Annotated in this window: 14 protein-coding genes and 1 tRNA gene; 8 read left to right on the forward strand and 7 right to left on the reverse strand. The window is 74.1% G+C overall.

Features of this window, described 5'->3' with window-relative positions:
• Positions 1–32: 32 nt before the first annotated feature.
• Positions 33–105, reverse strand: a tRNA-Arg gene (locus ACIP67_RS08095).
• Between the two features lie 321 nt (positions 106–426).
• Here ACIP67_RS08095 and ACIP67_RS08100 point away from each other — a divergent pair.
• The 7 genes from ACIP67_RS08100 (at position 427) to ACIP67_RS08130 (ending at position 10,783) form a co-directional block, all read left to right on the forward strand.
• The gene (locus ACIP67_RS08100; protein ID WP_401689092.1) at positions 427–2,034 is read left to right on the forward strand and encodes a dynamin family protein; all 1,608 of its coding nucleotides are present in this window, start codon (positions 427–429) and stop codon (positions 2,032–2,034) included.
• Between the two features lie 1,002 nt (positions 2,035–3,036).
• Positions 3,037–5,319 carry a GTPase gene (locus ACIP67_RS08105; protein ID WP_401689287.1) on the forward strand — a complete coding sequence of 761 codons (2,283 nt, stop codon included), beginning with the start codon at positions 3,037–3,039 and terminating at the stop codon, positions 5,317–5,319.
• A gap of 219 nt (positions 5,320–5,538) precedes the next feature.
• Positions 5,539–6,012 carry a single-stranded DNA-binding protein gene (locus ACIP67_RS08110; protein ID WP_401689095.1) on the forward strand — a complete coding sequence of 158 codons (474 nt, stop codon included), beginning with the start codon at positions 5,539–5,541 and terminating at the stop codon, positions 6,010–6,012.
• 318 nt (positions 6,013–6,330) lie between these two features.
• Positions 6,331–7,743 (forward strand): TQXA domain-containing protein, encoded by a 1,413-nt coding sequence (locus tag ACIP67_RS08115; RefSeq protein WP_401689098.1) that lies wholly within the window; start codon positions 6,331–6,333, stop codon positions 7,741–7,743.
• Between the two features lie 257 nt (positions 7,744–8,000).
• Positions 8,001–9,665 carry an energy-dependent translational throttle protein EttA gene (ettA, locus tag ACIP67_RS08120; RefSeq protein ID WP_401689101.1) on the forward strand — a complete coding sequence of 555 codons (1,665 nt, stop codon included), beginning with the start codon at positions 8,001–8,003 and terminating at the stop codon, positions 9,663–9,665.
• 6 nt (positions 9,666–9,671) lie between these two features.
• Complete coding sequence (locus ACIP67_RS08125) at positions 9,672–10,079, forward strand: acyl-CoA thioesterase (RefSeq protein WP_389512460.1); 408 nt, start codon at positions 9,672–9,674, stop codon at positions 10,077–10,079.
• Positions 10,076–10,783 carry a hypothetical protein gene (locus ACIP67_RS08130; protein WP_401689104.1) on the forward strand — a complete coding sequence of 236 codons (708 nt, stop codon included), beginning with the start codon at positions 10,076–10,078 and terminating at the stop codon, positions 10,781–10,783. The genes ACIP67_RS08125 and ACIP67_RS08130 overlap by 4 nt, the downstream gene beginning before the upstream one ends.
• A gap of 31 nt (positions 10,784–10,814) precedes the next feature.
• On the opposite strand, the gene ACIP67_RS08135 is transcribed toward ACIP67_RS08130, so the two are convergent.
• Positions 10,815–11,228, reverse strand: a complete 414-nt coding sequence (locus ACIP67_RS08135; RefSeq protein WP_401689107.1) for a globin — start codon at positions 11,226–11,228, stop codon at positions 10,815–10,817.
• A gap of 146 nt (positions 11,229–11,374) precedes the next feature.
• On the opposite strand from ACIP67_RS08135, the gene ACIP67_RS08140 reads away from it, so the two are divergent.
• Entirely contained in the window at positions 11,375–12,358 is a 984-nt protein-coding gene (locus ACIP67_RS08140; RefSeq protein ID WP_401689110.1) for a methyltransferase domain-containing protein, read from the forward strand.
• Between the two features lie 33 nt (positions 12,359–12,391).
• On the opposite strand, the gene ACIP67_RS08145 is transcribed toward ACIP67_RS08140, so the two are convergent.
• From ACIP67_RS08145 to ACIP67_RS08165, 5 genes are all read right to left on the reverse strand, one after another.
• Entirely contained in the window at positions 12,392–14,071 is a 1,680-nt protein-coding gene (locus ACIP67_RS08145) for an FHA domain-containing protein (RefSeq protein WP_401689113.1), read from the reverse strand.
• 60 nt (positions 14,072–14,131) lie between these two features.
• The gene (locus ACIP67_RS08150; RefSeq protein WP_401689116.1) at positions 14,132–15,478 is read right to left on the reverse strand and encodes a VWA domain-containing protein; all 1,347 of its coding nucleotides are present in this window, start codon (positions 15,476–15,478) and stop codon (positions 14,132–14,134) included.
• Positions 15,479–15,596: 118 nt separating this feature from the next.
• A complete protein-coding gene (locus ACIP67_RS08155) occupies positions 15,597–17,054 on the reverse strand; it encodes a PP2C family serine/threonine-protein phosphatase (RefSeq protein ID WP_401689119.1) in 1,458 nt (485 codons plus the stop codon).
• 3 nt (positions 17,055–17,057) lie between these two features.
• Positions 17,058–19,619, reverse strand: coding sequence for a tetratricopeptide repeat protein (locus ACIP67_RS08160; protein WP_401689122.1), 2,562 nt, complete (start codon positions 19,617–19,619; stop codon positions 17,058–17,060).
• On the reverse strand, positions 19,616–20,941 hold the full coding sequence (locus ACIP67_RS08165; protein ID WP_401689125.1) for a hypothetical protein: 1,326 nt from the start codon (positions 20,939–20,941) through the stop codon (positions 19,616–19,618). Before ACIP67_RS08165 ends, ACIP67_RS08160 begins: the two co-directional genes overlap by 4 nt.
• Positions 20,942–20,973 lie beyond the last annotated feature (32 nt).

The following is a 20,973-nucleotide window of genomic DNA, read 5'->3' on the forward strand; positions in this document are numbered from 1 at the left end:
CTCACACGTCACCGCCGGTGAGAGGCCGTTTGCGCCCCCGGCAGGACTCGAACCTGCGGCCAAGCGCTTAGAAGGCGCCTGCTCTATCCACTGAGCTACGGGGGCCGGTGTGGTGGCCTCGTACCTGGTGCCCGGGGTGCGGGCGGACCCTCGACGTTGCCGGGGACAAGGATAGGGCTCCCGGCTCCTTGTCCTGAGCGCTTCGCCTCCGTGGCTCGATGTGGAGGTTCAGTGAAGCGGTCCTGATAATCGCAGGCAGGTGCGAATCGTGCACCGCTTTTGGCGTCCCGAGCCCCGGGTGTTGTGCACTCGTTATGCCTGGGCTGTGCCTGTGTCCCGGTCGCCCCTTCCGTCCCTTGTGTCCTATCGGCGCGCAGGCATGCTCATATGCTTCATAAATCCCCCGAAATTGGGCATTCTTCGCATGTGGTGACCTTGGACGTACGGCCTCAGCTGCTCGACGCACTCTCCGCCCTGCGCGACCGTGTCGCCGCCGCACGCTTCCCGCTGCCCCTGGCGGGGGCTCCACGCGCGCGTGCCAACCGCGACGAACTGCTCGCCCAGCTCGACGACTATCTGGTGCCCCGGCTCAGGCAGCCCGAAGCGCCCCTGCTGGCCGTCGTGGGCGGTTCCACCGGCGCCGGGAAGTCGACACTCGTCAACTCCCTCGTGGGGCGGCGCGTCAGCGAGGCGGGTGTGCTGCGGCCGACGACCCGGACCCCGGTGCTGGTGTGCCACCCGGAGGACCATCACTGGTTCAGCGGCATGCGGGTGCTGCCCGACCTCGCGCGCGTGTGGGTTCCCCACCGGGAGGCGGCGGACGAACTGCTGCTGCCCGGCGGGGAGGGCAGACGCGTGCTGCGCATCGAGACCGCCGAGAGCCTCCCGCCCGGCCTGGCCCTCCTCGACGCCCCCGACGTCGACTCCCTCGTCGCCGACAACCGCTTCCTCGCCGCCGAACTGATCTGCGCCGCCGACATCTGGGTGATGGTCACCACGGCCGCGCGGTACGCCGACGCCGTCCCCTGGCACCTCCTGCGCACCGCCAAGGAGTACCGGGCGACCCTGGTCACCGTCCTGGACCGCGTGCCCCACCAGGTCGTCTCCGAGGTCTCCCGCCAGTACGGCGCCCTGCTCACCAAGGCGGGACTGGGCGACGTACCGCGCTTCACCGTTCCCGAACTGCCCGAGTCCGCCTGGGGCGGCGGGCTGCTCCCGGCGACCGCCGTGGCCCCCCTGCGGGCCTGGCTGGTCCAGCACGCGGAGGACCCCACCGCCCGTCGGCAGGCGATGGCCCGCACGGTCGACGGCGTCCTGGACTCCCTGAAGTCCCGCATGCCCGAACTGGCCGGCGCCGCCGCCGCGCAGTACGCGGCCGCGCTGCGGCTCACCTCCGCCGTCGACGCGGCGTACGACAGCGAGTACGCGCGCGTGCGGGGACGGTTGCAGAGCGGTGCCGTGCTCGCCGGGGACGCCCTGAAGCGCTGGCGGGCCTTCCCGCTGGACTGCACCGCGCGGGAACTCCTCGACGCCCTGGTGGGGAGCCTGGCCGCGCTCCTGCTGTGCGCGGTGACCGCGGCCGACGAACGCATCGACGAGGCCTGGCGCCTCGAACCCGCCGCGGACGCACCTGACCTCCTGGACCGCGACCCCTCCCTGGACACCGCCGAACACCGCATCGGCCTGGCCGTACGGCGTTGGCGGCGCGAGTTGGAGGAGTGCGCCGAGGACGAGGTGCGCGAGCTGGAACGCGGGAGCGCGCCCGACCCCGAACTGGTCGCCGCCCTCGTCGCCACCGCCCTGCTGGGCGGCCGCAGGGCCCGTTCGGCGGGCGAGCAGCTCGCCGACCGTCTCGGAGCCCACGGCGCGCTGCGGCTGCGCGACCGGGGCGGACGGCTGCTCGCCGAGCAACTGGACCGGGTGGTGCACGCCGAACGCGAGCGCCGGCTCGCCCCGCTCGACGGGCTCGACGTCCATGCCGAACCCCAGGCCGAGCTCATCGCCGCGCTGTCCGTACTGCAGAAGGAGAGGTGACCGGTGACGGCCGTCACGGATCACGACCACACGGATCACCCCGATCACCCCGATCACCCCGATCTCCCCGATCACCCCGATCTCCCCGATCACCCCGATCTCCCCGATCACCCTCACGCTGAACATCCCCATCACTCGGACCGCTCCGACCACGCGGATCCGCGGACGCAGCCCCTGGGGCACGTCGGCCGTGCCGGTCTCCCGGGCCGCCTCTGTGGCCCCTCCCTCCCCTCCAGTCACCCCGGTGGGCCGACCGTCGCCGACGCGGCGCCGTCCGAGGAGGGCGCCGGAGAGGAGTCGGACGGCAACGCCGGTGGGAACGCCGCGGACAGACCCCCCGCGGCGGACACCGAGACCGGGCCGGACACCGGTGAAGCGCACCGCGCGGCCGCGGGCGCGGAGAAGGCGTCGGACACGGACGGGGTGGGCGGGGCCATGACGGACGTGGACGAGACGGACGTGGGCAAGACGGACGTGGGCAAGACGGACGTGGGCAAGACGGACGTGGGCAAGACGGACGTGGACGAGACGGATGCCGGCGAAGCGGACGTTACTGAGGCGAACGTGACCGAGGTGGACGTGACCGAGGCGGACGTGACCGAAGCGGACGTCGCCAAGCGGGACGAGGGTGAGGCGGACGGGGAGGGAGCCCGGGGGACGCCGCGCGGCGGGCGAGCCGAGACGGGCGGGAACGGCGGGGACATCGGGAAGGCCGGGGCCGCCCGGGACGCCGGGGCCGCCGGGGAGCCCGAACGCGCCGTCGGGCGAGTGGAGGCCGAGCCTGCTCCCGTGCGCGGGGAGGCTGATCGGGCGCCAGGACGCGCGGAGGCCGAGCATCCGCCCGTGCACACGGAGCCCGAGCGCGCCCCGGGACGCGGGGAAGCGCCGCACGCGCGCGTGCCACAGGGAGAGAAGGAGCACGCGGACGGGCGGAAGGGCGAGGAGCCTGCGCGCGGACCGCTCGGCGGCGACCGTGCGCGGGGACCGCTCGGCGGCAACCGTGTGCGCGGACTGTTCGGCGGCGACCGGACCCGCGGACAGCGGGACGAGCACCGGACACGCGGACGAAGGGGCGAAGACCGGCCACGCGGCCGCCGCCACGACGGCGACGGCTCCGCCCCGGACCGCGCCCCCGACCGTTCCGGCGACCGCGCTCGTGATCAAGCTGGCACCCGCGCTCCGGACCGGGCCTCCGACCGTTCCGGCGACCGGGCCTCCGACCGAGCCGGTACCCGCGCTTCGGACCGGGCCTCCGACCGTTCCGGCGACTGGGCCTCCGACCGAGCCGGTACCCGCGCTCCGGACCGGGCCCCCGTCCGTTCCGGCGACCGGGCCTCAGACCGAGCCGGTACCCGCGCTCCTGACCGGGCCCCCGTCCGTGCCACGGACCGGACCCCCGTCCGCGCCACGGACCGGACCCCCGTCCGTACCCGGCCGGACGACGGCCCCGTACGCGCCCGGGAGGGCGAGCGGCGTGCGCGCGGGGGGCCGAAGGACGGTCACGCGCGCGTGCGTGAGGACGACCGCCGCCCGCGCGGACGGGACGGCAACGGCCACGCTCCCGCCGCGGCCCCGGACCCCGCCGACACCGGCCCCTGGGACGACGGTCTCATCGCCCGCCGCGTGAACGAGACCGCCGAACAGCCATCCGCCGTGGAGATCCGCACCGGCGGCTCCCAGGCCGTCCCCCCGCTCGCCTACGACGGCCCCCTGCGCTCCCGCCTCGATGCGCTGCGTGAACTCGTGGGACTCTCCCGGGCCCGGCTCGACAACCGCACGCTCGCCGAGGCCGGCCGCGTCCTGGACGAGGCGCAGGCGCGGCGCAGACTCTCCGGCCAGCACACCGTCGTCGCCATCGCGGGCGCCACCGGCAGCGGCAAGTCCCTGCTGTTCAACGCCCTCGCCGGGGTGACCATCTCGGAGACCGGCGTACGCCGGCCGACGACGGCCGCGCCGATCGCGTGCAGCTGGAGCGACGGCGCGGCGAGTCTCATCGACCGGCTGGGCATCCCCGGCCGGCTGCGCCGGCGCCCGGTGCAGAGCGCGGACGCGGAGGCCCAGCTGCGCGGGCTCGTCCTGATCGACCTGCCCGACCACGACTCGGCGGCCGTGCAGCACCGCGAGCAGGTCGACCGCGTCCTGGCCCTCGTCGACGCCGTCATCTGGGTCGTCGACCCGGAGAAGTACGCCGACGCCGTCCTGCACGAGCGGTACCTGCGTCCCCTGGCGGGCCACGCCGAGGTCATGTTCGTCGTCCTCAACCAGGTCGACCGGCTGCCCGGTGAGGCAGCCGAGATGGTCCTCGACGACCTGCGGCGGCTGCTCGACGAGGACGGCATCGCCCTCGGCGAGTACGGCGAACCGGGCGCGACCGTGCTCGCGCTGTCCGCGCTCACCGGGGACGGCGTCGGGGAACTCAGGGAGCTGCTCGGACAGTTCGTCTCGGAACGCGGTGCTCCGGCGCGGCGCATCGCGGCCGACGTGGACGCCGCCGCGTGGCGGCTGCGGCCCGTCTACGCCACGGGACGGCGCACGGGGCTGAGCGAGGAGGCGCGCGAGGAGTTCGCCGCCCGGCTCGCGGACGCGGTGGGCGCCACCGCCGCGGGGGAGGCCGCCGAACGCGCCTGGCTGCGCAACGCCAACCGCGCGTGCGGGACGCCGTGGCTGCGGCTGTGGCGGTGGTGCCAAGGCCGGAGCGACCCTGCCACCGGCCCGCTTCCGGCCCGTGCGCAGGCCGACGAGGAGGCCACGGCCCGCCAGCGCGTCGAGCAGGCGGTGCGCACGGTGTCCGAGCGGGCCTCGGTGGGGCTGCCCGCGCCCTGGGCCCAGGCCGTGAAGGAGGCGGCGGTACGAGGTGCCCAGGGGCTGCCCGAGGCGCTGGACGAACTGGCCCTGCGGGCCGGGCTGCCCCCGGGGCGGCCGCCGCGTCCGGGCTGGTGGCCGATGGCCGTCCTGACGCAGGCCGCGATGACGATCCTCCAGGTGGTCGGCGGTACGTGGCTGGTCTGCCAGATCGCCGGCCTCGTGTCACCGAACCTGGGCGTGCCGGTGCTGCTGATGGTGGCCGGCATCGTCGGCGGCCCGCTCGTCGAGTGGGGCTGCCGGATGGCGGCCCGCGGCCCGGCCCGCAGATACGGCCAGGACGCGGAACGGCGCCTGCGGGAGACGGCCGCCGGGTGCGGCCGGGCCCGGGTCCTGGATCCCGTGGCCGCGGAGCTGCTGCGGTACCGGGAGGTGCGGGAGCAGTACGGGCGGGTCACGGGGGTGGAGGCCGTGGCGAGATGAGTGCCGCCCGGAGGGTTCTTCCCTCGTCCGGGTGACGAGGTTCTCCACAGACCCGGGCTGGTCCACAGCGCTCGGCGGGCCCGGCCCGGCGGCGGCAGTCTGAGGGCACGGCGATCGCGGCGGACGCGGCGGCCGCCGTGCCAGAGACAGCCGTACGGGACGGGCCCGTACGCGTATCCGCCCGGCGTGCGCGTCCGGGCGAGGGAGGGGTTCGCGACGATGAACGAGACGATGGTGTGCGCGGTGGGGAACGTGGCGACGCAGCCGGTCTACCGGGAGCTGTCGGCGGGCGGGTCGGCGAGGTTCCGGCTGGCGGTGACCGCGCGCTACTGGGACCGCGAGAAGAGCACCTGGACCGACGGACACACCAACTTCTTCACGGTGTGGGCCAACCGCCAGCTCGCCTCGAACGCGATGGCGTCCCTGAACGTGGGCGACCCGGTGATGGTGCAAGGCCGGCTGAAGGTGCGCACCGAGACGCGCGAGGGGCAGAGCTGGACCTCGGCCGACATCGACGCCGTGGCGATCGGCCACGATCTCGCGCGGGGCACCTCGGCCTTCCGTCGCACGGGCCGCACGGAGCCGGCGGCGGCCGGCTCGCCTCCACCACCCGAACCCGCCTGGGAGACACCGGCCGGCGACAGCCCGGAGCGGGAGAACCGGCAGCGACGGGAACCGGTGGCGGTGGCCTGACGGCCGGTGGCCTGACGAAGGGGCCTGACGGCCGGTGGCCTGACGGCCGGTGACGCGATGTCAGGCGAGGTCCCCCGGTGAGGTGATGGCGGCTTATCGGCGGATCCACCCGGAAAGATCCAGTGGATTTGTCGATAAGCCCGGCCAGTGAACGATCTTGGGGATAACGATTCCGATTCGGATCGCCCCTCCGCCGACCTCATCGGGAAGGGTGGTGCGTCGCCTCTCTAGGATGCCGCACGTGGCTCTCGGGGCTTCTGATTCTGCAGGTGGGACCGTACCCCCCACGTCAATGGGTCCCGCTCGAAGGGGAATTACGTGATTTCTTCGTTCTCCGCGCCGTTCACGCGCGGGCGGGGCGCGGTCCGCCTCGCCGCCGGGACGCTGGTGTCCGGACTCGTCGCCGCCGCTGTCGTCGCCTCCGCGGGCACGGCCGCCGCCGAGGGGACGACGCCGAGCCGAAGCGGAGCGACGGCGACCATAGGCGGCCTCAAGACGTACGGCGCCGCCGTGATCCACGACGACGGCGGGGACCAGGAGATCTCCGCGGGCCTGTTCGAGATGTCCGTCGACGGCGGCGGCACCCTGCAGACCTACTGCGTGGACCTCTACAACCCCACGCAGAAGGACGCCCAGTACCACGAGACGCCCTGGAGCGGCACCTCGCTGGGCGTCAACGAGGACGCGGGCCGGATCCGCTGGATCCTGCAGAACTCCTACCCGCAGGTCAACGACCTCGCCACGCTCGCCGGGAAGGCCGGCATCGACGGCGGCCTCACCGAGCAGGACGCGGCGGCCGGCACCCAGGTGGCCATCTGGCGCTACTCCGACGGCGCCGACGTCGACGCCGTCGACCCGCAGGCCGAGCGGCTCGCGGACTACCTCCAGAAGACCGCCCGGAACGTGGCGGAACCCGAGGCCTCGCTCACCCTCGACGGGGCGGCCGTCTCCGGACGCCCGGGCGGACTGCTCGGCCCCGTGACGGTCCGCACCGACGCGAACACGGTCACCGTCACGCCCCCGCTGGACGCCGCCACCAGCGGGGTGCGGATCGTCGGCCTGGACGGCCAGGACGTCACGTCCGCCGCGGACGGCACCCAGCTGTTCTTCGACGTGCCCGCCGACGCCGCCGCCGGATCGGCCGAACTGACCGTGCAGGCGTCGACCACCGTCCCCGTCGGCCGGGCCTTCACCTCCGACAGCCGCAGCCAGACCCAGATCCTCGCCGGTTCCAGCGAGTCCACCGTCTCGGCCACCGCGACCGCGACCTGGGCGGCGAGGGGTGCCGTGCCGGCCCTGTCGGCGGCGGAGGACTGCACCCGCAACGGCGTGGACATCACCGCCGCCAACCAGGGCGACGAGGCGTTCACCTTCGACCTTCTGGGCACCCAGCACAGCATTCCGGCCGGTACGTCCCAGACGGTGACCCTCCCCCTCCAGGAGGACCAGGCCTACGACTTCACGATCGACGGCCCCCAGGGCATCACCACCCGCTTCACCGGCGTCCTCGACTGCAAGACCCAGGCCGAGGAAACCGCCCTCACCACCCAGACCGTCGCCGAACCCAGCCCCGCCACGGTCGGCGGCACCACCCCCACGGACACCAACCTCGCCGAGACCGGCAGCTCCGACGCCACCCTCCTCATCGCCGGCACGGCGATCGGCCTGGTGGTCGTCGGCGGAGCGGTACTCCTGCTGCTGGGCCGCAAGGACACCCCGGTACGCGAGTGAGGAAGCCCGCCCCCCGGGGCGACCGGCTCCGGCCCCTCCCGGGGCCGTCCTGGGGCCGCCCTCGGGCCGTTCCGGGCCGCGCGAGGTCCCCTAAGCCGCTCGACGACGGCCGGCCGTGACAGGTCGGCCGCCGTCGTCGGTGGAGAAAGCCGAGGTCACAGGGGTCCGGTCGGATGAGTTTCCCCCCAGGGGTGGCCGTCCGGCAAGATGGGGTGTATCTGCCCACTGCCGTATTTCAAGCTGCCGGACGGTTTCTCTTGGCTGAGTACATCTACACCATGCGCAAGACGCGCAAGGCACACGGCGACAAGGTGATCCTTGACGACGTAACGCTGAGCTTCCTGCCCGGCGCGAAGATCGGTGTGGTCGGGCCGAACGGCGCCGGTAAGTCCACCGTTCTGAAGATCATGGCGGGGCTCGAGCAGCCCTCCAACGGTGACGCGTTCCTGTCGCCCGGATACACCGTCGGCATGCTGCTGCAGGAGCCCCCGCTCGACGAGTCCAAGACCGTTCTGGAGAACGTGCAGGACGGCGCCGCCGAGGTCATGGGCAAGCTCAAGCGCTTCAACGAGGTCGCCGAGCTGATGGCGACCGACTACTCCGACGCGCTGCTGGACGAGATGGGCAAGCTCCAGGAGGACCTGGACCACGCCAACGCGTGGGACCTGGACACCCAGCTGGAGCAGGCCATGGACGCCCTGGGCTGCCCGCCCGGAGACTGGCCCGTCACCAACCTCTCCGGTGGTGAGCGCCGCCGCGTCGCCCTGTGCAAGCTGCTGCTCGAGGCCCCCGACCTGCTGCTCCTCGACGAGCCCACCAACCACCTGGACGCCGAGTCCGTGCAGTGGCTGGAGCAGCACCTCGCGAAGTACCCCGGCACCGTCGTCGCCGTCACCCACGACCGGTACTTCCTCGACAACGTCGCCGAGTGGATCCTGGAGCTCGACCGCGGTCGCGCCCACCCCTACGAGGGCAACTACTCCACCTACCTCGACACCAAGGCGACCCGTCTCAAGGTCGAGGGCCAGAAGGACGCCAAGCGCCAGAAGCGGCTCAAGGAAGAGCTCGAGTGGGTGCGGTCGAACGCCAAGGGGCGTCAGGCCAAGTCCAAGGCGCGTCTGGCCCGGTACGAGGAGATGGCCGCCGAGGCCGACAAGATGCGGAAGCTGGACTTCGAGGAGATCCAGATCCCGCCGGGCCCGCGGCTGGGCTCGATCGTCGTCGAGGTCAACAACCTCGCCAAGGCCTTCGGCGAGAAGGTGCTCATCGACGATCTCAGCTTCACGCTGCCGCGCAACGGCATCGTCGGGGTCATCGGCCCCAACGGCGCCGGCAAGACCACCCTCTTCAAGATGATCCAGGGGCTCGAGGAGCCCGACTCCGGTTCCATCAAGGTCGGCGAGACCGTCAAGATCTCGTACGTCGACCAGAGCCGCGAGAACATCGACCCGAAGAAGACCCTGTGGGCCGTCGTCTCCGACGAGCTGGACTACATCAACGTGGGCCAGGTCGAGATGCCGTCCCGGGCGTACGTCTCCGCCTTCGGGTTCAAGGGCCCCGACCAGCAGAAGCCGGCCGGTGTGCTCTCCGGTGGTGAGCGCAACCGTCTGAACCTCGCGCTCACCCTGAAGCAGGGCGGCAACCTGCTCCTCCTCGACGAGCCGACCAACGACCTCGACGTCGAGACGCTGTCCTCCCTCGAGAACGCGCTGCTGGAGTTCCCGGGCTGCGCCGTGGTCGTCTCCCACGACCGCTGGTTCCTCGACCGGGTCGCGACCCACATCCTCGCCTACGAGGGCGACTCCAAGTGGTTCTGGTTCGAGGGCAACTTCGAGTCGTACGAGAAGAACAAGATCGAGCGGCTCGGGCCGGACGCGGCGCGTCCGCACCGCGCCACCTACAAGAAGCTCACCCGGGGCTGATCGAGCTTGCGGCACATCTACCGCTGCCCGCTGCGCTGGGCGGACATGGACGCGTACGGCCACGTCAACAACGTGGTCTTCCTCCGCTACCTGGAGGAGGCGCGCATCGACTTCCTGTTCCGCCCGGAGAAGGACTTCCAGCAGGGGTCCGTGGTGGCGCGCCACGAGATCGACTACAAGCGGCAGCTCGTCCACCGGCACTCGCCCGTGGACATCGAGCTGTGGGTCACGGAGATACGGGCCGCGTCCTTCACCATCGCCTACGAGGTGAAGGACGGCGACCAAGTCTACGTCCGCGCGTCGACGGTGATCGTGCCGTTCGACTTCGAGGCGCAGCGGCCCCGCCGGATCACCGGCGAGGAGCGTGCGTTCCTCGAGGAGTACCGGGACGACAAGGAGGCCGTCGCCGCATGACGGTGCTCCACCTGGCCGACGAGGGGGAGGCGGCGGATCTTGCGGCCTTCCTCTCCCGGCTGCTCCGCTACGACCGCGGAGCGGCGGTCCGGCTACAGGCGGCCGGCACCGCGCTGGCCGTCTTCGGACGGCCGCCGTCCTTCGAGGTCCTGGCGATCCGGGCGGTGCGGCTGGCCAAGCCGTACGAGAACGGGCTGGACGTCTCGCTGGACGTGACCGTGTCCGCCGGTGAGCTGCTGGAGGGCGTGGACGAGACGGCGGTGACGGCCGTCGTGCCCGCCGCGGTCACCGGGCCGCCCTGGGCCGGAGTGCTGCCGCCGCGCGGCGGCTGGCGGCCGGAGCCGGGGCTGCCCGCACCGGACGCGCTGCGCACGCTGGTCGGCGCCGCGGTCGCCGAGTTCCGGCGCCGGACCGAGGAGCTGGCGCCCGAACGGCGCAACCGCGCCGAACTCGACCGCATCGGGCGGGAGATCTGGTCCCGGACGGTCGGCGGCACCGGCCTGCCCGTGCGGGCCGTCCACGCCGCCCAGTCCCTGGGCTTCCTGCGCCCGGCCGCCACCACCGCCCCCCGGCAGACCGACCCGCAGGCCGCTCAGCCCGCCGGACTGTTCTCCTCCGGGGCGTGGCTGCGGCTGCGGACACCGTACGGGTCGGTCGCCGTACGGCGGTCGGGCCTCGGCGGGCTGGACCTCAGCGTCCGCTGAGCGCCGCCGGGAGCGCGGGAGCGCCGAAGGTTCAGTCGGGGGTGTTCACCATGGATGCCGCCGCGTACGTCAGGTACCGCCACAGCGTCTCCTCGTGCTCCTCGGAGAGGCCGAGCTCGTCGACCGCGTCCCGCATGTGCCGCAGCCAGGCGTCGTGCGCCGCCCGGTCCACGACGAAGGGGGCGTGCCGCATCCGCAGCCGGGGGTGGCCGCGCCGGTCGCTGTACGTCGTCGGACCGCCCCAGTACTGGATCATGAAGAGCAGCATGCGCTCCTCGGCCGGACCCAGGTCCTCCTCGGGGTACATGGGCCGCAGGATCGGGTCCTCGGCGACTCCCTCGTAGAAACGGTGGACGAGCCGGCGGAAGGTCTCCTCCCCGCCGACCTGCTCGTAGAAGGTCTGCTCCTGAAGCGTGCCGCGCCGAATCTCTTTCACGTCCCCCATGCTCTCAGACCCGGAGACCGAGGACCGCAGGCTTAGGACCGCAGGCCTAGGACCCCCGGTCCGGACCGGGGGTCGTCCCGTCCCTCCGGCCCCCCGGGAACGCGGGGGCACTCGCCTCCGGCGGTGTGGCGCAGCACAGTGGAGGCATGGGTGCGCACGCAGTCGACAAGGACCTCGAGCAGCTCGCCGCCTCGGCGCGGGCGGCGCTGGTGCGGGAGATCGAGGCGAGCGGGGCCTTCGTCGCCGATCCGGCGTGGAAGGAGGCCTTCGCCGCGGTCCCGCGCCACCTCTTCGTGCCGTACTACTACGCGGGCGGAGCCGGCGGCTACGAGCGGCGCTGGGGGGAGAGCCCCGACCCGCGCGTGCGGGAACGCTGGGTGACCGGCGCCTACGAGGACGCCCCGCTGGCGACCCGGTTGCGCGACGGCGAGCTGCTCTCCTCCAGCAGCCAGCCCTCGCTGATGGCCCTGATGCTGGCCGAGCTGCGGGTGGAGGAGGGGGACCGGGTGCTGGAGATCGGCGCCGGCACCGGCTACAACGCGGCGCTGCTGGCGTACCGGCTGGGGGACGAGCAGGTCACGACGGTGGACCTCGATCCGGAGATCACCGAGTCGGCCCGGCGGCACCTCGCCGTCGCCGGCCGCCACCCGGCCGTCGTCACCGGGGACGGGGCGCGGGGCGTCCCGGAGCGGGCGCCCTTCGACCGGATCATCGCCACCTGCCAGCTGCCCTCCGTCCCGCGCGCCTGGCTCGCCCAGTGCCGGCCGGGCGCCCTGATCCTGACGCCGATGGCGACCGGGCTGGTCGCGCTGACGGTACGGGACGCGGGGTACGCGGAGGGGAACTTCCTGCACACCCCCGCCTTCTTCGTGCCGTTGCGCGGCGCGGAGCGGCACGATCCGGCGCCGGTGGCGCTCGGTGGGGTGCCGCAGCCGGCCCGGGGGAGCGATCTGTTCCAGTTCCTGCTGTCCCTGACCCGGGCCACCCTGGACCCGCAGGAGGCGTACGCGCTGTGGGAGCGGGAGGGCAGGCCCCGGCGGGAGCGATACGGCATCACCGTCGGCGGCGAGCACGCGTGGGCCTGGCTGGACGACCCGGAGGGGCCGTACGCCTGGCCCCTGCCGGGTTAGGACGGGGGAATCCCGCCCCGCCCGTCGGTGCCGTCAGCCGCGGCGGACCGTGATCGTCGTCCAGGCGCCGACGTGGACCCGGTCGCCGTCCTGGAGCGGTACCGGCACGAAGGGCTGGATCGGCTCCTCCGAGCCGTTGACCGTGGTGCCGTTCGTCGAGTTCTGGTCGACGACCGCCCAGCTCCCGTCCGGCTGCTGCACCAGCACCGCGTGCTGGTGGGAGACGCCGGGGTCCTCCGGCGGCACCGACAGGTCGATGTCGGGGGTCTCACCGGTGGAGTGGCGGCGGCGGCCGATGGTGATCTGGTTGCCGGCGAGCGTGCGCTGCTGCTCCGGCGAGTACGCGGGCAGGTTGAGCCCCGCGGCCTCGGGGCCGGAGCGCTGCATCATCGCCATGAAGTACTCGCGGTCCGGCCCTATCGTCGCCGTCCAGGTGGCCGGCTGCTGCGGGAACGCCGGTCCGGGCGGGGGCGGCGCCTGGGTGCCACCGGGCTGGGGGGAGCCGTAGCCCCCGCCCTGGGGGCCGCCGGGGCCGCCCGGGCCGCCGGGGGCGTGGTGGGACGGAGGGGAGATCACCCAGTCGTCGTCACCGCCGAACGCCCCGCCGGAGGGGCCGCCAGGCTGCGGGCGGCCGGTCTCCTGGGGGAATCCGGGCGGCGCCTGCGGACCGGACGGCTGGAAGGCCTGCGGAGCGCCGGGCGCGGCGCCACCGGGCCCGCCGGGTCCACCGTGCGGCGGGCCCGGCCGTGCGGGGTCGCCGCCGAAGCCCGAGGGGCCGGCGGGCGCACCCGGACCACCCGGACCGCCGGGGCCGGTGGGCTCGTGTCCGAAGGGCGGCGCGGGGGGCCGGCCGGACGGCTCGCGGCGGAAGGGGTCCCCGGACGGGCCCGAGGGCTCCCGTCCGAACGGGTCCGCGGACGGCCCGGAGGCCGGACCGCGACCGAACGGGTCGCCGGGCGCACCCTGCGGACCACCGGCGGGACCTCCCGGACCTCCCGGCACGCCCGGTTCCCGCCCGAACGGCTGCTGGCCGCCCGGAACGCCCGGAGCACCGGGGCCGCCCGGAGCACCGGGACCTCCCGGACCGCCCGGCTCATGTCCGAACGGCTGCCGACCGCCGCCCGGGCCCGCGGGCCGCGACGGCTCGCCGCCGAAGGGCGGGCCCGGCGGGATCGGCTCGGCGGGACGGTTCACCTGGGACGGACGGGAACTCTGGTACTCGAAGGAGTCGCCGCCGCCGAACGACGGCGGCGGCTGGAACCGCCCACCCGGCCCGCCCGGCCCGGCACCGGGACCCGCGCCCGGCCCGCCCGGCCCGGCGCCATGGCCGCCCGGAGCACCGGGACCACCGGGACCGCCCGGGCCCGCTCCCGGCCCCGAGGGCACCGGCGGGCGCGGGGCGGCCGGGGTGTACGAGGTCGCCGTGTTGGTCAGGAAGTTCCACCGGCACTCCTCGCAGAACGGCGCACCGCCCTCACGGGGCGTACGGCACTGCGGGCACAGCTCCGGCTCGGCGTTCGGCACGGAGGACAGGTGACGGCCGTCGGGACGGCCGCCGGGGCCGCCCGGCGGGGGCGGCGGGAAGCCGTACCCGCCACCGGCCGGGGGCGGCGGCGGGGGAGGGGGCGGCGGTACGGCACCGGCCATGCGGTGACCGCAGACCTCGCACCAGTCGTCGGAACCCGACTGGTGTCCGTTCGGGCAGGTCGGCATGTCGGCGCGTCCCCCTTTCCTTCCGTGTCCCACCAGGGTGCTGCGGCGGGTGCTGCTGGGTCACTTCTTTACACGAACAGTCTTTGTGGACCGGGTCTCGAGGGTCATCTCGTCGGCCTCGGCGACCTTCGCCTTCAGTCGCACAGTACCTGTCGTGGCATCGACGACGTCCACCACCTTCGCCAGCAGTTTCGCAGTATCGGCGTTGCCCGAGACGCTGGCGAGCTGAACCGCCCGGCCCAGTTTGGCCGTTGCTCCGTCCATATCGCCCGCTTTGCGAAGGTCCAGTCCCTGTTGGATGACCCGTGCCAGTTCGGCCTGCCCGGTGTAGTGCGCGACCTGCGGGTTGATCGAGGTGGAGGCGGCCATGTCGTCCGTCCACACGGCCCGTACGAGACCCTGGGCGCCCAGGTTCCGCACCGTGCCGTCGGGCTGGGGCACCACCAGCGACACCCGGGCGGCCAGCATCTCCTGCCCGAGGTGGGCGGCGGGGACCTCGACGCACACGTGGTAGTCGCGGGACTCGTCGCCCCAGGAGCCGGTGGGGTAGTCGCCGGAGCGAGGCCCGGACTCGGTGCGCCGGTCGGTCAACTCCTCCACGGTGGGAGCGACTTGCTTGACGAACCTGACGGTGGTGCCGACCGGGGTCCACAGCCGCAGGGCCACGTCCGCGACCTCCTTGCCCATGGCCGTCTCCATCATCCGCGTGAAGTCGGCGGCGAGGCCGGCCGGGTCGGCGACGATGTCGGCGGTGCCGAGCAGGGCCGAGGCGATCCCTGTGACTTCTTTCACTTCCCAGTCGGTGCCCACGCCGCGGGCGTCACAGGTGAAGCGCCCGGCGCAGGAGTCCAGGGTGGCCTTGAGGTCCTCGGGCGACTCGTGTTCGTTGCGGCCGTCGGTGAGCAGGATGCCGTGCCGGATGGCGACGTCGGCCGAGGACAGCAGCCGGTCGGCCAGGCGCAGCCAGGTCCCGATCGCGGTGCCGCCGCTCGCATTGAGCCGGCGCAGGGCCTGCTTGGCCTGTTCGCGGGTGGTGGCGTCGGCGACCGCGAGGCGCCCGCCGCCCGGGTACACCTCCGTGGCCACGTGCGTGCCGCCGATCACCGCGAAGTGCACGCCGTCGCGGAGGGTGTCGACGGCGGCGGCCGTGGCGTCACGGGCGTTGCGCATCTTGGTGGGCGGGTAGTCCATCGAGCCGGAGCAGTCGACCATGACCGCCACGGCGGCGGAGGGGCCCCGGCCCGGCGCGTAGAGGTGCGGTGCCGCGACGGCGCTGCCGACCGTGCCGCCGCCGGTCGCGGTGACCGTGACGATCGCGTTGACCTCGCGGCCGCCCTCGGGCAGGTACTCGTTCTGGTAGACGTCGACCGAGAACTGCGGCACGTTCGACTTCGAGAAATTGGCCATGCCTACTCACATCCCCCTAGTCCCCACGGCCGTGGGGCGATGACGGTGGGCGGACCGGTCCCCTCCGGTCCGCCGCTGCTTCCCCGTGTGCGGCGTGTGCGAAGCGCTGTGCGTGGCCTCAGGCCGATCCTGCCCCCTGCGCGGGGGCGGGGAACGGCAGGACGGCCACTGTTACGTTGTCGTGCCCGCCGCCGTCCAGGGCGTGCCCGACGAGCACCCGGGCGGCGTGCAGCGGCCGTACGGCGGCGTCGAGCGGGAGCGCCTCGGCCATCTCCTGGGCCGCCTCGGCGTAGTTCCACAGCCCGTCGGTGCACACGACGACCACGCCGGGACGGTCCGGCTTGAAGGACGCGGTGTGCGGCTCCAGTTCGTAGGCGTCGGCGCCGAGCCAGCCGGTGATCGCGTGGGCGCGGTCGTCGGCGTAGGCCTCCGCCTCGTTCATCAGGCCCGCGGCGACCATCTGGGCGGCCCAGGAGTCGTCCTCGGTGAGCCGGGCCGGGGGCGCGCCGCGGTCCGCCGGGACCCAGTAGACGCGGCTGTCCCCGACCCAGCCGACGACCAGCAGGCCGGCGGTGACGACCGCGCCGACGAGGGTGCAGGCGGGGGCGTTCTGGTGCGGGGCGTGCTCGCGGGCCGTGGCGGGTTCCTCGGCGAGGGCGTTGACCGCGTGCGAGGCGGCGACGATCGCGTCGTGCATGGCCTGCTGCGGGTGCGTGCCCTGCGGCAGGGCCGTCAGCAGCGACCGGCTCGCCACCCGGGACGCGGCGAGGGAGGCGTCGTCCGGGCGGGTCGCGGAGGACACGCCGTCGCAGACGATCGCCACGGACACGGGGGTGCCGTCGGGCAGCGCGGTGTGGCCGACGCCGAACGCGTCCTCGTTGCGGTGGTGGCGCAGACCGCGGTCGCTGACGGCGGCGACGGGGCCCGACTCCTGCTCCATGTGGTCCCGTTCACGCGGCTGGGCGTGCCCGCAGTTCTCGCAGTAGCCGTCGTCGTCGACCCGGCCCGCGCGGCAGGCCACGCACACCGTGCCGCTCTCGGCCACCGCAGCGGCCTCGGCGGCCACCCGCGGGTCGGGCGCCTGGAGCGGGTACTCCTCGGGCTCCGCGGGCCGGTCGAAACGGACACCGGCGGAGGGCGCGGCGGGGGCCCCGGCTGCTCCGGGTGCCCCGGGTGCGGCGGACGCCGCGGGAGGCGGGAGCGGTGCGCCGGGGTGCACAGGTGTTCCCTGGTGCACAGGTGTTCCGGGGGACACCTGTGCACCACCGGAACCACCGAAGGCTCCGGGAGCACCTGGAACACCTGGAGTGCCTGCGGTACTCGGAGTACCGGGAGCAGCACCGGCAGCCCCGGAGGTGCCCGCGACACCAGGAGCACCGGAAGCACCAGGGGCCTTTGCGGCGGACGTCCCGCCGGGTTCCGGGGAGTTCATCATGAGGGTCGGGCTGTCGTCCGGGCGGGGCGGCACGGCGGACAGGTCGCATCCGCACGCTCCGCAGAAACGGTCGCCCGCGTCGAGCGGCTCCGCGCAGCTCGGGCAGGTCGGCAGGGCGGCCTGCCGGGGCATCTGGGACATCAACTACACCCACGTCCGGGGGCGGTAACGATTGGCACGTTCCACCAGGTCGATCCTCTCCTCACCGCCGGTCGCCAGCCGGGCCAGCGTGCGGTACGAACGCTCCAGGCCGAAGCGGAGCCCCCGCTCGTCCAGGTCACTGCCGAGCAGCACCCGCCGGTGGCCGGGGCCGGCGCCCTGGCCACCGGAGAGTATCCAGTCCAGGGCACTGCCGAGCACCTCCGCGGACAACTCCTCGCGCCGCGTCGGGTCCAGGCCGTACGCGTCCAGCGCCTCGACCTGCGCCGCGGCGGCGGTGAGGTCCTCCAGGAAGGGTACGTCGGCGGCGGCCGCCGTTCGCTGCCGGAGCCGGGCGCGGACGGCCGCGACCCGGGCGGCCGTGTAGTGGATGGAGGACTCCGGCACCGACTCCAGCGTCCGTACGGCGCTCGCCCGGTCGCCGGCCGCGAGCCGGACGCGGGCCAGGCCGAACGCGGCGCTCACATAGCTCGGGTCGGTCGACCACACCAGCCGGTAGTACTCGGCGGCGTTGTCCAACTGGCCCAGCACCTCGGCGCACACGCCCAGCGCCAGCTTGGGCGCGGGCTCGCCCGGGAAGGCGTCGTAGATCGCGTCGAAGGCGAGCGCGGCGACCTCGTGGTCGCCGGTGACCAGCGAGGCCAGGCCCCGGTACCACACCACCCGCCAGTCGTCGGGCCGTTCGTCCTCCAGCTCGGTCAGGGTCGTGAGGGCCGCGCCGGCATCGCCGTTCTCCAGCCGGGCGCGGACCTGGCGCAGCCGGGTCTCGACGGACGGCGCCGGCGCGGCGGCCAGGGCCGTGAGCAGCTCCGCCGGGGCGGAGGCGGACAGACCGGCGAGGAACCCCGCGTTGGGGTCGCCCGCGTCGACGAGCGGGGCGGGCAGCGCGAGGGAGGCGGCGGGGGTGTCGACGGGCCGGACGAGACCGGGGGCGGCGGGAACCTGTGCGGGGAGGGCGGTGAGCGTCGGCGTGGGACGGCCCGGCGCGGGGGCGGCCGGGAGGGCCGCCGGACCGGTGGCCCTCCCGGCCGTCCGGCGCGCGCCGGCCACCCGGGCGCCCAGCCGGGACACCTCGCCGTCCAGCCGGGGGAACAGCTCCCGGTCGGTGACCTTGATCTCCGGCCCGAACAGCGTCGACAGCGCGGGCCGCGCCCGCCCGCTCTGGAGGGAGACGACCTCGCGCAGCACACCCGTCAGCTGCTCCGCCATCTCCTGCGCGGAGCCGAACCGGCGGGCCGGGTCGGGGTCGGTGGCCCGGACCAGCAGCCGGTAGAAGGACTCGTACCGGCGGAAGACCTCGATGGTGTCGGGGTCGGGCAGCGAGTCGACGAAGGCGGTCGTGTAGCCCTGGAAGTCGAAGGTCAGGACGGCGAGCGTGCGGCCGACCGTGTACAGGTCGCTGGCGACCGACGGGCCGACGTCGGCGACCTCCGGGGCCTGGTAGCCGATCGTGCCGTAGATGGCCGACTCCTCGTCGTCCATCCGGCGCACCGCGCCCATGTCGATCAGCTTGAGCTGGTCCTCGGTCTGGATCGCGTTGTCGACCTTGAAGTCGCAGTACAGCAGGTTGCGGCTGTGCAGGTGCCCGAGGGCCTCCAGCGCCTCGATCCCGTAGGCGCACGCCTGCTCCACGGGCAGCGGGTCCCGCCGGCCGTCCGGGGTGCGGCGGGCGTTGGCGATCTCCTTGAGGGACTTGCCGCCGACGTACTCCATGACGATGTAGCCGTCGAGCGAACCGGTGCGCTGGTCGAGGTGTTCGACGAAGTTGTAGATCCGCACGATGTTGGCGTGCTCGATCTCGGCGAGGAAGCGCCGTTCGGAGATCGCGGCGGCCATCGCGTCCTGGTCGCCGGTGTCCAGCAGGCCCTTCAGCACCACCCAGCGGTCCGCCACCGCCCGGTCCACGGCCAGGTAGATCCAGCCGAGGCCGCCGTGCGCCAGGCAGCCCGCGACCTCGTACTGGCCATGCACGACGTCCCCGGACGTCAGCTTCGGGACGAACGAGTACGGGTGGCCGCACTTGGTGCAGAAGCCCTCCGTGCGCCCGGGCCGCTCCCCTCGCGCGCGGCCCACCGGGGCGCCGCAGTCCGAGCGCGAGCAGAACCGCTTGCGCTCGGGCACCTCGGGGTTCTCCAGGGCCATCGCGCGCGGGTCCGGTCTCGGCACCTGCGGCACCGAGACCAGGCCCGCGCCCAGCCGGGCCCGCCCGGAGGAGCCGGCCGCCGAACCGGAGCTGCGCACCGACACCGACCGTCCCGTCGGCCTGCCGGACAGCGACCGCGAGAGCCGTCCGGACACCGAGCGGCGCGACCTCGACGACTGCGAGGACGTACGCGAACTGCGGGCGCTGCGCGCGCTGGGGCGCGAGCCGCCGCTGCCCGACGCGCCACCGCCGCCGGTCACCCCGGTGGGCGGCGAGCCGACCAGTCCGTTCGCGGCGACGACCGGGGCGAGACCGCAGGTGTCGCAGTACAGCTCGCCGCCGCCCACATCCTCGTACGACCCGTCGCAGCCCGGCCGCTGGCACGTCTGCCCTGCCTGACTCATGACCCCTGCTCCCCCCTGTGGTCCTCGGGTCCGCCCCGCTCGGCCGCGTGCGGCGCGGCGAGCAGTTCGGCGGCCGCCCGCTGGTAGCGCAGGACGGCCTGCTCGGCGACGCGCAGGTCGCAGGGCGCGCTCCACAGCATGCGGCGGGCCGCGTCGTACCGCTCGACGAGGAACGCGTCCTCCGCCAGACCGTGCCGGGCGACCTTCGCCTTGTACGCGTCGAGCCGGCCGCGCAGCTCCGCGCGGACCGCGAGCGGCGCGGTGACCGCACCCAACGACTCGCGGGCGCGCAGCAGTTCGTCCTCCGCCTTCTGCTCCAGCGACTCCAGCAGCGGGGACAGCCGGTGCCACTGGGCCTGCCGGCGGTACTCGGCGGCGGTCGCCAGCTGCTCCTGGAGGACGGTCGGCGGTCCGCCGACCACCGGCACCTCCGTCGCGGCGATCTTCGCCAGCACCTCGCCGCGCGCGGCCCGCGCCTCGGCCAGGGTGCGGTCGGCGCGGCTGAGCACGTCCCGCAGCCGCACCAGCCGCTTCTCCGCGTCCTGGCGGACCGTCAGCACCGCGTCGATCTCCCGGCGCACGTCCTCCAGGGCGCGCGCCTCACGGTCGTAGACCGTCGTGTCCGGCCGCCCGCCGCCGGGCGCCGAACTGCCCTGTGCGCGCACCCAGAACGCCAGCGGGTCGGAGACGACCTGCTCGCGCAGCCGGGTCAGCGTGTGCGTGATGTGCTCCAGGTCGTCACCGGCGGGGTGCTCGCCCGGGCGGACGCCCACGGAGTGCGCGAGCTGCCGGGTGCGCCGGAGCTCCGCGGCCAGCAGGTCGATCCGGGCGGGCAGCGCCGACCACACCGCGTCGGCGGCGACGACCATGTCCAGCGACGAGGCGTACAGCTCGTTCATCCGGTCGACGAGTCCGGCGAGCGAGAAGCTCTGGCTGAGCCTGCCGGTGCCGTGCGGCGCGGGCGCGTTCGCGAGGGCCGCGCCGGCCACGGTGACCGACGCGCCGCGCAGCAGCTCGGTCAGCTCCACCAGGTCCTCACGGCTGGACCAGCGGCGGCGCGAGCGGATCTCCCGGGCGGCGCGCAACGCGTCGGAGTACGCGTCGAAGTACGCCCACAGCAGCGTGACCGACGCCTCCGTGTCCGCCCAGCGTTCCTCGGTGACGCCGGTGAGCCGGGCACCCTCGAGGAGTCTGCGGCCGGCGTGGTCCTGGAGGGCGAGGAGCGAGGTCTCGATCGCCTCGTGCTCCTGGCCGAGCCGCGCCAGCGCACGGTCCACCTCGTCCCGGTCCATCACCGGCCCGGGGGGTCCCGTGACGCCCATCGATCACCTCTCGCTGCCGTGTCGGTTGTCCG

Origin of the sequence: Streptomyces sp. NPDC088812, from assembly GCF_044750285.1 — a bacterium.
In the GTDB taxonomy this organism is placed as follows: Bacteria; Actinomycetota; Actinomycetes; order Streptomycetales; family Streptomycetaceae; genus Streptomyces.